The sequence below is a fragment of the Caballeronia sp. Lep1P3 genome (assembly GCF_022879595.1).
In the GTDB taxonomy this organism is placed as follows: domain Bacteria; phylum Pseudomonadota; class Gammaproteobacteria; order Burkholderiales; family Burkholderiaceae; genus Caballeronia.
Map to the genome: position 1 here is coordinate 1,206,208 of NZ_CP084266.1, position 12,523 is coordinate 1,218,730.

13 protein-coding genes are annotated in these 12,523 nt (G+C 63.7%); 3 read left to right on the forward strand and 10 right to left on the reverse strand.

Annotation, left to right across the window (positions count from 1 at the left end; translation table 11 throughout):
* Nucleotides 1-29: 29 nt before the first annotated feature.
* Genes fba through LDZ27_RS20065 form a run of 7 tightly spaced genes read right to left on the reverse strand, consistent with a single transcriptional unit; the run spans nt 30 to nt 8,041 of the window.
* Entirely contained in the window at nt 30-1,067 is a 1,038-nt protein-coding gene (gene fba, locus LDZ27_RS20035) for a class II fructose-bisphosphate aldolase (RefSeq protein ID WP_244816601.1), read from the reverse strand.
* 10 nt (nt 1,068-1,077) lie between these two features.
* Nucleotides 1,078-3,135, reverse strand: coding sequence for a transketolase (tkt, locus tag LDZ27_RS20040; RefSeq protein ID WP_244816602.1), 2,058 nt, complete (start codon nt 3,133-3,135; stop codon nt 1,078-1,080).
* Nucleotides 3,136-3,176: 41 nt separating this feature from the next.
* Nucleotides 3,177-4,049 carry a phosphoribulokinase gene (locus LDZ27_RS20045; protein ID WP_244816603.1) on the reverse strand — a complete coding sequence of 291 codons (873 nt, stop codon included), beginning with the start codon at nt 4,047-4,049 and terminating at the stop codon, nt 3,177-3,179.
* 30 nt (nt 4,050-4,079) lie between these two features.
* Nucleotides 4,080-5,174 (reverse strand): class 1 fructose-bisphosphatase, encoded by a 1,095-nt coding sequence (locus LDZ27_RS20050; RefSeq protein WP_244816604.1) that lies wholly within the window; start codon nt 5,172-5,174, stop codon nt 4,080-4,082.
* A gap of 11 nt (nt 5,175-5,185) precedes the next feature.
* Complete coding sequence (gene cbbX / locus LDZ27_RS20055; protein WP_244816605.1) at nt 5,186-6,091, reverse strand: CbbX protein; 906 nt, start codon at nt 6,089-6,091, stop codon at nt 5,186-5,188.
* 15 nt (nt 6,092-6,106) lie between these two features.
* Nucleotides 6,107-6,523, reverse strand: coding sequence for a ribulose bisphosphate carboxylase small subunit (locus tag LDZ27_RS20060; protein WP_244816606.1), 417 nt, complete (start codon nt 6,521-6,523; stop codon nt 6,107-6,109).
* 18 nt (nt 6,524-6,541) lie between these two features.
* Nucleotides 6,542-8,041, reverse strand: a complete 1,500-nt coding sequence (locus LDZ27_RS20065; protein WP_244816607.1) for a form I ribulose bisphosphate carboxylase large subunit — start codon at nt 8,039-8,041, stop codon at nt 6,542-6,544.
* Between the two features lie 342 nt (nt 8,042-8,383).
* Between LDZ27_RS20065 and pqqA the strand changes: the two genes are divergently transcribed.
* Genes pqqA through LDZ27_RS20080 form a run of 3 tightly spaced genes read left to right on the forward strand, consistent with a single transcriptional unit; the run spans nt 8,384 to nt 9,806 of the window.
* Nucleotides 8,384-8,458 (forward strand): pyrroloquinoline quinone precursor peptide PqqA, encoded by a 75-nt coding sequence (gene pqqA / locus LDZ27_RS28945; RefSeq protein WP_008354335.1) that lies wholly within the window; start codon nt 8,384-8,386, stop codon nt 8,456-8,458.
* Nucleotides 8,459-8,508: 50 nt separating this feature from the next.
* The gene (locus tag LDZ27_RS20075) at nt 8,509-9,093 is read left to right on the forward strand and encodes a DUF447 domain-containing protein (protein ID WP_244816609.1); all 585 of its coding nucleotides are present in this window, start codon (nt 8,509-8,511) and stop codon (nt 9,091-9,093) included.
* Complete coding sequence (locus tag LDZ27_RS20080) at nt 9,090-9,806, forward strand: (5-formylfuran-3-yl)methyl phosphate synthase (protein ID WP_244816610.1); 717 nt, start codon at nt 9,090-9,092, stop codon at nt 9,804-9,806. Before LDZ27_RS20075 ends, LDZ27_RS20080 begins: the two co-directional genes overlap by 4 nt.
* Here the strand turns inward: LDZ27_RS20080 and LDZ27_RS20085 are convergent.
* From LDZ27_RS20085 to LDZ27_RS20095, 3 genes are read right to left on the reverse strand one after another with little or no spacing between them, the layout of a single operon-like run.
* Nucleotides 9,797-10,384, reverse strand: a complete 588-nt coding sequence (locus LDZ27_RS20085; RefSeq protein ID WP_244816611.1) for an aspartate kinase — start codon at nt 10,382-10,384, stop codon at nt 9,797-9,799. The two genes, LDZ27_RS20080 and LDZ27_RS20085, sit on opposite strands and share 10 nt — an antisense overlap.
* Nucleotides 10,385-10,388: 4 nt before the next feature.
* Nucleotides 10,389-11,480, reverse strand: a complete 1,092-nt coding sequence (locus LDZ27_RS20090) for a hydantoinase/oxoprolinase family protein (RefSeq protein ID WP_244816612.1) — start codon at nt 11,478-11,480, stop codon at nt 10,389-10,391.
* A complete protein-coding gene (locus tag LDZ27_RS20095) occupies nt 11,477-12,514 on the reverse strand; it encodes an ATP-grasp domain-containing protein (RefSeq protein ID WP_244816613.1) in 1,038 nt (345 codons plus the stop codon). Before LDZ27_RS20095 ends, LDZ27_RS20090 begins: the two co-directional genes overlap by 4 nt.
* Nucleotides 12,515-12,523: the final 9 nt, after the last annotated feature.

A 12,523-nucleotide genomic window follows, 5' to 3' on the forward strand; every position in this document is an offset into this window, starting at 1 on the left:
GCTCCCGTATGGCTATGGCTCTGCTTGCGTCATTGATACCGCAGCGCCATCTTCTCCATCGAAAGCGGTCTGATCTTGTCCGCCTGCCCCGCGCTGCCGAAGGCGTGGAACCGCTCGATGCATAGATCGCGCGCTGCCGCGATCGCCGCCTTGAGCGCGTGTCGCGGATCGAATTCCGATTTGGCCGACGCCATCGCGCGACGCATGGCGCCGCTCATCGCGAGACGAATGTCGGTGTCGATGTTCACCTTGCGCACGCCGTTCGCGATGCCGCGCCGAATCTCTTCCACCGGCACGCCGAACGTCGACGGAATCTCGCCGCCATGTTCGCGGATCACATCGAGCCATTCCTGCGGCACGGACGACGATCCATGCATCACGAGATGCGTGTCCGGAATGCGCGCATGAATCTGTGCGATGCGGTCGATGGCGAGAATATCGCCCGTCGGCTCGCGGCTGAACTTGTATGCGCCGTGCGACGTGCCGATGGCAATGGCAAGCGCATCGATGCCGGTCGCTTCGACGAACGCGCGCGCTTCGTCGGGATCGGTCAGCAAGCGTTCGTGTGCAAGCGTGCCGTGCGCGCCTACGCCGTCTTCGTCACCCGCGCGGCCTGTCTCGAGCGAGCCGAGGCAGCCTAGTTCGGCCTCCACCGACACGCCGACCGCATGCGCCGCGTCCACCACGCGGCGGCTCACGTCCACGTTGTATTCGTAATCGGCGGGCGTCTTCTGGTCGGGCATGAGCGAGCCGTCCATCATGACCGACGTAAAGCCCGAGCGGATAGCCTGCTGACACACGGCGGGGCTTGCGCCGTGATCCTGATGCAACACCACGGGAATATCCGGATGCGATTCGACTGCCGCGAGCACCAGGTGGCGAAGATACGGCTCCCCCGCATACTTGCGCGCGCCCGCCGACGCCTGAAGAATCACCGGGCTATTCGAGGCTTCCGCGGCCTGCATGATCGCGTGGACCTGCTCCATGTTGTTCACGTTGAATGCGGGCACGCCGTAGTCATGCTCCGCCGCGTGGTCCAGCAATTGCCTCAGTGCGATCAATGGCATTGTCGTTCTCCTAACTATTATGGTGAATTCGAACCACGCGCCGCGCCTCTTCCACGAGCGCCTCTTGCGTCACGCCGAAGTGCGCGTACAGATCTTCAGCGGGCGCCGATTCGCCGAACCGGTCGATGCCGACAACGCCGCCCTTCAATCCGACGTACTGCCGCCAGAACGATGTGACGCCCGCCTCTATCGCCACGCGCGGCACGCCTTCCGGCAAGACGCGCTCGCGCCACGCGTGGCATTGACGGTCGAACACGGTGGAGGACGGCATCGACACGACGCGCGCAAGAATGCCTTCGCGCGTGAGCCGTTCGGCCGCCTGCATCGCGAGCGCGACCTCCGATCCGGTCGCGATCAACACGACACGCCGCGCATCGCGCTCACATGCTCCCGGCCAATCCACGAGCACGTACCCGCCGCGCTCGATGCCGTCTATCTGCGCCTCGTCGCGCTCGACAAACGGCACGCTCTGGCGCGACAGAAGCAGGCACGAGGGCCGGTCGCGGTCGATTGCGCTGATCCACGCCTGCGCGGTTTCGACGGCATCGCACGGACGCCAGACGTCGAGGCCGGGGATCATGCGCAAGCTCGCCGCATGCTCGATGGGCTGATGCGTCGGACCGTCTTCGCCGAGGCCGATGGAATCGTGCGTGAAGACGAATACCGTGCGCGTCTTCATCAGCGCGGCCATGCGCAACGCATTGCGCGCATAGTCGGAAAATGTGAGGAACGTGCCGCCAAACGGCAGATAGCCGCGATGCAGCGCGATGCCGTTCATCATCGCGCTCATGCCGAACTCGCGTACGCCGTAGTGAATGTAGTTCGCTTTACCCGACGATGCACTCACGTCCACCGCGTCTTTCCAGCGCGTGAGATTCGATCCCGTTAGATCCGCCGATCCGCCGAGCAGTTCGGGCAAGACGCGTGCAAGCGCTTCTATGGCGAGTTGCGATGCCTTGCGCGTCGCAACGCTTTGCCGCGCGCGATTCGTTTCGCGCAGGAGCGCATGTGCCGCATCGCGCCAGTTCGCGGGCAGCGCACCGCGCGTGCGTCGCTCGAACTCAGCCGCCTGCGCGGGATACGCTCGCCGATACGCGTCCATGCGGCGCATCCAGTCTTTCTGCGCGGTCTGGCCCTGGTCTCGCGCGTTCCAAAGTTCACGAATGTGCGCGGGAATATCGAACGGCGCATGCGGCCAGTCGAGCGAGCGACGCGTTGCCTGCACTTCGCTCGCGCCGAGCGGCGCGCCGTGGACGTCATGCGTGCCGGCCATCGAAGGCGAGCCGTGGCCGATGGTCGTCTTGCAACAGATGAGCGTCGGACGATCCGACCTACGCGCACGCTCGATCGCTTCGTCTATTGATTCGACATCCTGACCATCTACCGGCGCGATCACGTTCCATCCATATGATGTGAAGCGTTGAGGCGTGTCGTCGGTGAACCAGCCTTGCACATGACCATCGATGGAGATGCCGTTATCGTCATACAGCACGATGAGCTTGTTGAGCCGCAGCGTTCCCGCGAGCGACGCCGCCTCGTGCGACACGCCCTCCATCAGACAGCCATCGCCGACGAACGCATACGTCCGATGATCGACGATCTCATGCCCCGGCCGATTGAACTCCCGCGCGAGCAGCGTTTCCGCGAGCGCCATGCCCACCGCGTTCGCGAAGCCTTGTCCAAGCGGTCCGGTCGTGGTTTCGACGCCGGGCGTCAAGCCCGCTTCCGGATGTCCCGGCGTCCTGCTTCCGAACTGACGGAAGCGCCGAAGCTCGTCCATCGCCAAGTCATAGCCCGTGAGATGCAGAAGCGCATACAGCAGCATCGAGCCATGTCCGTTCGACAGCACGAAGCGATCGCGGTCCGGCCAGTCTGGATCGGCGGGATTGTGCTTGAGATGCCGCGTCCACAGCGCGACCGCGATTTCGGCCATGCCCATCGGCATGCCGGGATGACCCGAGTTCGCGCGCTGCACCGCATCCACTGCGAGCATGCGCAACGCGTTGGCCATCTGCCGCGTATCGGGCGATCGAAATGTCCTCGGCAAAGCATCGGCAACGGCATTCATGAATGCCTCCTTGTCTGCAATGAGAAATCGGTACTAGCGGCTCAGGCGCGCGCGCGGCGGTCGCGTAGTTGAAGGATCATCGGCGTGAAGATGAGCTGCATCGCAAGACCCATCTTTCCGCCGGGAACCACGATCACGTTCGGGCGCGACATGAACGAGTCGTGCAGCATCGTCAGCAGATACGGAAAGTCGATACCTCTCGGCTTCGCGAAACGAATCACGACGAAGCTCTCGTCGGGCTGAGGAATCTCGCGCGCAGTGAACGGGTTCGATGTATCCACGGTCGGCACGCGCTGGAAGTTCACATGCGTGCGAGAGAACTGCGGGCAGATGTAGTTCACGTAATCGGGCATGCGGCGCAGAATCGTATCCACCACCGCTTCATGCGAATAGCCGCGCATCGTCTGATCGCGGTGCAGCTTCTGAATCCATTCGAGATTGATGATCGGCACCACGCCGACGAGCAAGTCCGCATGACGCGCGATATCCACCTTCTCCGTGACGGCGCCACCGTGAAGGCCTTCGTAGAAGATCATGTCGGTATCCGGCGCGATATCCTCCCACGGCGTGAACGTGCCCGCGTCCTGCCTGTAATGCGCGGCCTCCGTCTCATCGTGAACGTAGCGGCGAAACTGGCCGCGTCCGCTTTCGCCATAGGTCGCAAAGAGCTGCGCGAGCTCTTCGAGCAGGTTCGCTTCAGGGCCGAAGTGGCTGAAATTGTGCTGACCGTCGCGCTCGCTTTGCTTCATCGCTTCGCGCATGCCGAGCCGGTCATAGCGATGAAATGCGTCGCCTTCGACGATCTGCGCGTTGATGCGCTCGCGCCTGAAGATGTGCGTGAAGCTCTTCATGACGGTGGTCGTACCCGCGCCGCTCGAACCGGTCACGGCGATGATCGGATGCTTGATGGACATGCGCGTCTCCCTGTGTCGTTATCTTCGAACTCATGCGGACGTCTCGGGTAGAAAGAGCGAGCGTTCGTTGAAGAGCGGCGACGTGAAAGGCTTGTCCTCGCCGCGGTCGTATTCGCCGTGATACCGCTGGATGCGCGCGACTTCGTTGCACGAGCCGAGTATCACCGGCACGCGCTGATGCAGCGCGCGCGGCATCACATCGAGAATGCGCTCGCGTCCGGTGATCGAAAGCCCGCCCGCCTGTTCGACGACGAAACTCATCGGACTCGCTTCGTAGAGCATTCGCAGCCGGCCTTCCATCGATGGCGTCCTGAAGTCGCGCGGATACATGAACACGCCGCCGCGCATGAGGATGCGATGCACTTCCGCGACCATCGACGCGATCCATCGCATGTTGAAGTCCTGCGCGCGGCATCCTGTGCGGCCGTCCTTGCATTCCTGAACGTAGCGGCGCACGGGCGGTTCCCAGAAGCGTTCGTTGGATACATTGATTGCGAATTCGCACGAGTCTTCGGGGATGCGGATATCCGAATGCGTCAGTACGAAGTTGCCGACATCGCGTTCGAGCGTAAAGCCATGCGCGCCATTGCCGACGGTCAGCACGAGCATTGTCGAAGGACCGTAGATGGCGTAGCCCGCCGCGACCTGTTCGCATCCGCGGCGAAGGAATTCGCCTTCGTCCGGCGCATCCTGCCGGGCGCCACTTCTTTTGAGCACCGAGAAAATCGAGCCGACGACGCCATTGATATCGATGTTCGATGATCCATCGAGCGGGTCGAAGGCAAGCAGATAATCGCCGCGTGGATAAGGCTCGGGGACGGCATAAACTCCTTCCATTTCTTCCGACACCATGCCCGCCAGCAGGCCGTCCCATTCGCAGTGTTGCAGGAAGATTTCGTTCGCCACGAGGTCGGGCTTCTTCTGCTCTTCGCCATGCGTATTGACGCTGTGCGCCGAGCCGTGCTGACCGCCGAGTGCGCCGCGCGTGAGCGCCGCCGCGATCGTCTTCACCGATGCCGCGACATCGACGAGCAAGGCCGACAAGCCGCTTGCCGCATGCGGGCCGGGCTTGCGATCGAGCGTATCGATCAGGAACTTCGACAACGTCGTGCGTCCGTCCTGCATGGCGCCCTCCTTCACGATGGCGATTCGGTGAACACGCGGCTTGCGCGTATGTCGCATTGATCGAGCAGCATCAGTGCGTTGATGTCGGCGGGGCCGCTGCCGCGTTCGGCTGCCGCAAAAAGCCGGTTCGCCTGACGAAGACGCGCGCGGTCCAGCGCATTGCGCACCGAGCGAGCATTGGCGAAGTTCGGCTGATGGATGCGCCGCTCGAGATACTCTTCGAACGCGCGGCGCGCATCGTCGTCGAAGCGATAGTGCATGTCCGCGAGCATGTGTTCGGCAATCTTCAGCAACTCGTGCGGCGCGTAATCCGGAAAGACGATGTGATGTGCAATGCGCGAACGAAAGCCCGGATTGCTGCGAAAGAACGTCTCCATGCGCGACTCGTAACCCGCAAGAATCACAACGAGATCGTCGCGCTGGTTCTCCATCGTCTGAAGCAGAATTTCGATGGCCTCTTGCCCATAGTCGCGCTCGTTCTCCGGGCGATACAGGTAGTACGCTTCGTCGATGAAAAGCACGCCGCCCATCGCGCGCTTGAGCACTTCGCGCGTCTTCGGCGCGGTATGGCCGATGTACTGGCCGACCAGATCGTCGCGCGTGACGGACACGAGTTGATTGCGCCGAATGTAGCCGAGCCGGTTCAGCACTTGCGCCATGCGCAGCGCGACCGTCGTCTTGCCCGTGCCGGGATTGCCCGAGAAACACATGTGCAAGGTCGGTGCGCCGCTCGCCATGCCGAGCGTTTCGCGCGCGCGTTCCACCAGCAGATGCGCGGCGATTTCGCGGATGCGCGTCTTGACTGGCGCGAGGCCTATGAGATCGCGGTCCAGTTCGGCAAGCACTTCGCCGATGCGCGATTCGCGATAAAGCGCCATCAGGTCAGCGGCTTCTTCGATCGTGGCTTCTTCGGTCATGTTACGGGTTCCTGATTAATACCGCTCGCCCGCCGGACGATCGGTGGCATAGGTACGAATGCCATAGCGTTGCACGCGGCTCTTTTCATCGTGACGCTGCAAGCGGAAGCCTTGTTCGTCGGGCGGCCGGTTGACGATGAACGAGAGCCGCATCGTCTCGAAGCCGCGCACCGAATCGAACGCATTCACCTTGATGTAAAGGCGCGGATAGGTCTTTCGGCAAGCGTTCACTTCCATCATGACGCCGGCCGCATCGTGCAGGTCGAACATCGGAAGGCCCCACATGTCCCAGTACGTGTTGCGCGGATGCGGGTCGTCGGTGAATTCGACCGAGCAGGCCCATCCCTGATTCAGCGCGTAGTCGATCTGCGCGCGGATTTCCTCATCGCTCAAAGGCGGAAGAAAAGAGAACGTTCCCTGTGTGATGTGCATGTCGGTTCCTTTGACCGTTCAAGCCACGGATGGCGTGACCGCGAAATCGGGTGTATCGGTGGATGCGTAGTTGAAGGTGACATCGCGCCACGTATCGAGCGCGAGCTTGAGCGGCGTGCACCCGCGCGCGGCGGCTTCGAGAATGTCCGGCCCTTCGTTCGCGATGTCGCGCCCTTCGTTGCGCGCTTTCACCATCGCTTCGAGCGCGACGCGATTGGCGGTTGCGCCGGCCTGTATCCCTTGCGGATGCCCGATCGTTCCGCCGCCGAATTGCAGAATCGCATCGTCGCCGAAGAGGTCGAGCAACTGATGCATCTGCCCCGCGTGAATGCCGCCGGACGCCACAGGCATCACTTTGCGCAAGCCCGCCCACGGTTGATCGAAGAAGATGCCGCGCACGAGGTCGACCGGATTGCGCGCTTCGCGGCACACGTTGTAATAGCCCTGCACGGCAAGCGGATCGCCTTCCAGCTTGCCGACCGCCGTTCCCGCATGCGCGTGATCGACGCCCGCCATGCGCAGCCACTTCGCAATCACGCGAAACGAGATGCCGTGATTGCGCTGCCGCGTATAGGTGCCATGCCCCGCGCGATGCAGATGCAGGATCATGTCGTTCCTGCGCGCCCAGCGGGACATGGATTGAATCGCGGTCCAGCCGATCACGAGGTCGATCATCACGATGCACGAGCCGAGTTCCTTCGCGAATTCGGCGCGCTCGTACATGTCTTCCATCGTGCCCGCCGTCACGTTCAGATAGTGGCCCTTCATTTCACCGGTCTCGGCCTGCGCGCGGTTCACCGCTTCCATCGAAAAGAGATAGCGATCGCGCCAATGCATGAATGCCTGTGAATTGATGTTCTCGTCGTCCTTGAGGAAATCGAGGCCGCCCTTGAGACCTTCATAGACAACGCGGCCATAGTTCTTGCCCGACAACCCGAGCTTCGGCTTCACCGTTGCGCCGAGCAGCGGACGGCCATACTTATCGAGCCGTTCGCGCTCGACGACGATGCCCGTAGGCGGTCCCTGAAAGGTCTTGAGGTACGCAACGGGAATGCGCATGTCCTCCAGACGCAGCGCCTTGAGCGGCTTGAAGCCGAATACGTTGCCGATGATGGATGCCGTGAGATTCGCAACCGACCCTTCCTCGAATAGATCGAGTTCATACGCGATATACGCGAAGTATTGCGGCTCGTCGGCGCGCGCATTCGGCACAGGTTCCACGCGATACGCCTTCGCGCGATACATGTCGCACGCGGTCAGTCTGTCGGTCCATACGACGGTCCACGTCGCAGTGGACGATTCCCCAGCCACCGCAGCCGCCGCTTCTTCCGGCTCGACGCCCGGCTGCGGGGTGATGCGAAAGAGCGCGATGATGTCCGTTTCCTTGGGCGCGTAGTCGGGCTGCCAGTAACCCATCTCCCGATACTTCATCACGCCCGCCGCATAGCGCGAACGCGGAGCGGACGAACCGGATGAATCGCGTGCCGCTTCCACCGCGGCCTTGCTGAAGTCGTTCATTCCTTTTCCTCGATGAGAGGGGTGACGGGAACGACGTGCGCTCGAAGCCACCGGGCGACCGTCGCGTTCATGTGATGCGCCTGCTGTGATTGCAGAGTAGGCGCGGGCGCACTCGTTGGGAATTCACGAATTTCTTGCGCGAGCCTAAGCGATCGCTTATTCACCGTCACGCGCGCAGGCGGGACACTTTGCTGCGTTTCCGTCACAGTGCTTGCGTGCGAAGCGTGCCGACGCTTTGGCATGGCGCTTGCGTCTTTTAGCCGGCGCGCGGTCCGTGTGACGGATCGCGACGTCCGCATCGAACGCTTCATTTCAATCGTTCATCACCCAAGGAGAGACCTCATGCAATGGACCACGCCGAGCTTCACCGACATGCGTTTCGGCTTTGAAATCACGATGTATATCGCCACGCGCTGAAGAAGCGCATGCATCCCGCGCGAAGCGACCCTGCTTCGCGCGGACCGGACATGATCTACGAGACCATCGTCACCACCGCGGATCGCGACGGCACGCCGCATATCGCGCCAATGGGCGTGCGCTTCGAGGAAGGGTTTGCGATCCTCGCGCCGTTTCGCCCGTCGGCGACGCTCGATAACGTGATCGCGACGAAGAGCGCCGTCATCAACTTCACGACGGACGTGCGCGTTTTCGCGGGCTGCGTGACGGGCATCGAGCGTGACTGGCCGACGCGCGCCGCGAGCGTCGTGGCAGGCGTGCGGCTCGCGGACACGCTCGCGCATACGGAGCTGCGTCTCGACGAACTCTTCGACGACGAGACGCGTCCCGTATTGCGCATGGCGTGCGTGCATCGCGAAACGCATGCGCCGTTTGGCGGCTTCAACCGCGCGCAAGCGGCAGTCGTCGAAGGCGCGATTCTCGTGAGCCGTCTTTTCATGTTGCCGCCGGAAAAGGTGGATAGCGAGATCGACTACTTGCGCATTGCCATCGAGAAGACGGCGGGCGATGCGGAGCGCATCGCATGGAGCTGGTTGTTGCAGGCAATCGAACGGCACCGCATGACCCATCTCTCCGATCCTGGAATCTCCCGATGACCGCATTGCTCGCGAGCGTCCGCTCAGCCGACGAAGCATTCGATGCCGCGAAAGCCGGCGCCGAACTGATCGACCTCAAGGAACCGCACGCGGGCGCGTTAGGCGGCGTGGCTTTCGACGATATCGCGCGGATCGTGCGCGCGTTGCGCGCGCAGTATGCGATACGGCCGATCAGCGCGACCATCGGCGACCTGCCCAACGATGCGCTCGACGACATAACGCATCGCGTGCTGCAAGTCGCATCGAGCGGCGTCGATTACGTGAAAGTGGGCGTCGCGCCCGGACCGGCGGCCGCCGCATGCCTGCGTCATCTTGCGAGCCTGCCCGCGACGGTCGTGCCCGTGCTGTTATCGGACGATGGCGTCGATCGCGAGGTGGCCGCGCTCGCCGCGCAATTGGGCTTCGTCGGCATCGTGTTCGATACGGCGGCGAAGAACGGCCGCACGCTGTTCGATTGCGTCGATGTCGCGACGCTTGCGGCATGCATCGGACAAGCGCGTTCGCGCGGCGCGATGACGGCGCTCGCAGGCTCGCTCGGCTGGTCCGATCTCGAACGCATCCGCGCGCTCGCGCCCGATATCGCGGGCTTCAGAGGCGCGCTATGCGACGAACGCGATGGACGCACGGGCAGGCTCGACCCGCTGCGCGTGCAGAAGTGGGCGCGCGCGCTGCATGGCGGGCGCGAGATTGACGGCGATACGGCTCACGCCTGAAACGCGAGCAGGCGATCCCGCATGATGGACGCATCGCCCTTGTTGAACACTTCGACGAGATAATTCGCGTCCTTCACGTAAGCGGGAAAGCGCTTGTCCACGATACCGCTTGCCGCCAGCGTTTCGAGCGGCGCCTGCGTTCCCACGTCGCATGACTTGACGATCAGGAGGCGCTCCGCGTTGAGCGTCGTCGAAAGCCATGCGGCAAGGCTGTCGGATGTCGTGTCCCAGTTCGTCATGGAATCGGGCGTCGTGCGGATGAGATCGGTCGGCACCCATACAGCCACGCGACCATCGCGCAGTGCGCGGCGAATCCGCTCTTCGTTCGATGCCAGCACGAGTTCGGGCAGCACGCCTTGCATGAGGATCGCGTACTGCGCCATCGCGAGCAGGCACATGTTGTGCGCCGCGAGATCGTCGAAGCGCCATTCGCGCTGATATTGACGCACCGCGTCCGCGAAATCGCCGCCGCCCGGCACGATCACGACGCGCCCGCCGCCCACTTCCCAAAGCCGCGTCAACCACTCGCGCAGCGCGGGATCGTGGCTCAGGCTTCCCCCGATCTTGACCACCCACATGCCATTATCCTCGTTCGATGTTGACCGCTTCTATCGGCGATGCCGCAAGCAACGCCACCGCGACACTCGGCGCACACGTCGATGCCCACTGCGCGCATTGCGCGTCCGCTGAGGACACGCCTGCAAGACGCGCGAAATCGACGTAACCGCGCGCCTCTCTTTGCGCGAGCGCCGCCGCGAGAAAGCGTCCGCATCCCGCACCGACGACAGGCGCGCTCGCAAGCGCCGCGTGCTGGGCGCTCACGCGATGCAGATTCGCTTCGATTGCGCGCAACTGTTCATCGCGCCACTGCAACGCGAAACGCCGCCATTCGTCGGCGCTCGCATCGATTGCATCGCGTCCGATCATTCGTGCGATGCGCGCGCAACTCGCGGCCTCGGTCTTCGGTCCGTTGTCCGCGCTCGCATGCTGATCGTGGCCGGCCCACAACTCGCCTGTCAGACGATAGACGTCCGCCGTCGTCGCGAACCATTCGTTCATGACGCCCGTGCTTTCGCCGCGAAACGCGATGCGATGCGCGACGCCGCATAACGGCGTTCGCACGACGCCCTGATACACGAGTTCGCCGCTCGCGAGACGCTCGGCATCGTTCGTGCCGCGCGCGGCGACGCGGCCCGCGACGATCGGCACGATGTCCGTCGTGGTGCTGCCGATATCGACGAGCAATGCATGGTCCATGCGCGTCGCGACCCATTCGGCCGTGGCGAGCCAGTTCGCGGACGCCACTTTGCGCCAGCCGTCCGCGCATGCGGAACGCGCGAGCCAGTTGCGCTCGCCGCCATAAAAGAGCGTGCGCGCACCGAGCCGTCGCGAGATGGCGCCTGTGAGCATGCGCACGCCTTCTGCGCGGTCCGCGAAGAGATCGACCATTTCGCCTGTCATCGTGACGGCGTGACGCGCGCACGCATCGGCGGCTTGCGGCCAGCGCTCGAAGACGCAGTCGATGACGCGTTCGAGATGCGCGATGCCTTGCCACAGCGGACACGCCCATTGCGCGACATCGGCGAGCGCGCCCGCGCTGACCATCGACACCTTGACGTGCGCGCCGCCAACGTCCCAGCCGAAGACCGTCGCGATGCCGCCGCGCGTCGTCATGACGATGCCCCGCATGCGCGCAGCGAAGGGGCATCGTGCTGAAACCCCGGCACGCGATGCGCCGCGAGCAGGCGCGCGGCGAGCTCGTGCGTCCGGCTCAATTCCGCATAGGCAACGGTGAGGCGCGGATTCACTTCGATGACGACAGGCCCGCGTTCGCGATGCCATACGACGTCGATACCCACGAATCCGCGCAAGCCCGGCAGCGCGCGCGCGACACGCATGGCAAGCCGTTCGAGCACGCGGCCTTGCGTGCTGTTGCGATCGATCGCATCGGCATCGACGCCATCGAACTGAACGATGCGCTGATGCGGATTCGTGCGCGCCGCATCCGACAGACCGATGCGCTGACGATTGACCGATACGAGCTGCGTCGCGGCGTCGTCGCAGATGAGCGAAAGGCTCAGCGGTTCACCGTCGATCCATTCCTGCAGCACGGGACTGCGCCCTGCTGCCGCGCGCGCGTCGTATTCCGCGAGGGCAGCATGCAAATCGTCATAGAGATGCGTGTCGAGGCCGCCGGCGCCGTCGTCGGGCTTGACGACCCATTGGCGTGCGCCGCTTGCCGCCGCGTCTTCCGGTTGAAGCGCGGGCGTTGCCGCGATGCCCTGCGCCGCGAGGCAAGCGGCGGTCGCGCTCTTGCTCGATGCCGCGCGAATGGCCTCTTTCTCGCATCCGAGCCAGCGCGCCGCGCCGACGGCATCGTGCATGCGCAGGAGCAGGCCATCGCATTCGGGCGCGACGACGATGGCGTAATCGTGCTCGCGCGCCATGCGCGCCACGAAGCGCGTGATGGGCTCGCCCGGCTCCGCGCGTCGATACGTGCAGCGCGGGAGCGCGTGCGTTTGCTCGAAGCGCGAACTCGCGACGGTGAGTTCGATACCGGGCAGCGCGCGCAAGTCGGCGGCGATTGCATCGCGCATCACGCGGCCTTCGACGATGAGCGCGCTCAGGTCGTCGAAGCTGCCCGCGCTTGCGACATCGGGATCGATGCCGCCGCCGGTGAGATACTCGAACACGAATAGTCTGGTCAAGGGGATGCC

Coding starts and splice junctions, on each gene's coding strand:
- fba (WP_244816601.1), bottom strand. CDS start 1,067: ATGCCATTGATCGCACTGAGGCAATTGCTGGACCACGCGGCGGAGCAT.
- tkt (WP_244816602.1), bottom strand. CDS start 3,135: ATGAATGCCGTTGCCGATGCTTTGCCGAGGACATTTCGATCGCCCGAT.
- LDZ27_RS20045 (WP_244816603.1), bottom strand. CDS start 4,049: ATGTCCATCAAGCATCCGATCATCGCCGTGACCGGTTCGAGCGGCGCG.
- LDZ27_RS20050 (WP_244816604.1), bottom strand. CDS start 5,174: ATGCAGGACGGACGCACGACGTTGTCGAAGTTCCTGATCGATACGCTC.
- cbbX (WP_244816605.1), bottom strand. CDS start 6,091: ATGACCGAAGAAGCCACGATCGAAGAAGCCGCTGACCTGATGGCGCTT.
- LDZ27_RS20060 (WP_244816606.1), bottom strand. CDS start 6,523: ATGCACATCACACAGGGAACGTTCTCTTTTCTTCCGCCTTTGAGCGAT.
- LDZ27_RS20065 (WP_244816607.1), bottom strand. CDS start 8,041: ATGAACGACTTCAGCAAGGCCGCGGTGGAAGCGGCACGCGATTCATCC.
- LDZ27_RS20075 (WP_244816609.1), top strand. CDS start 8,509: ATGATCTACGAGACCATCGTCACCACCGCGGATCGCGACGGCACGCCG.
- LDZ27_RS20080 (WP_244816610.1), top strand. CDS start 9,090: ATGACCGCATTGCTCGCGAGCGTCCGCTCAGCCGACGAAGCATTCGAT.
- LDZ27_RS20085 (WP_244816611.1), bottom strand. CDS start 10,384: ATGTGGGTGGTCAAGATCGGGGGAAGCCTGAGCCACGATCCCGCGCTG.
- LDZ27_RS20090 (WP_244816612.1), bottom strand. CDS start 11,480: ATGACGACGCGCGGCGGCATCGCGACGGTCTTCGGCTGGGACGTTGGC.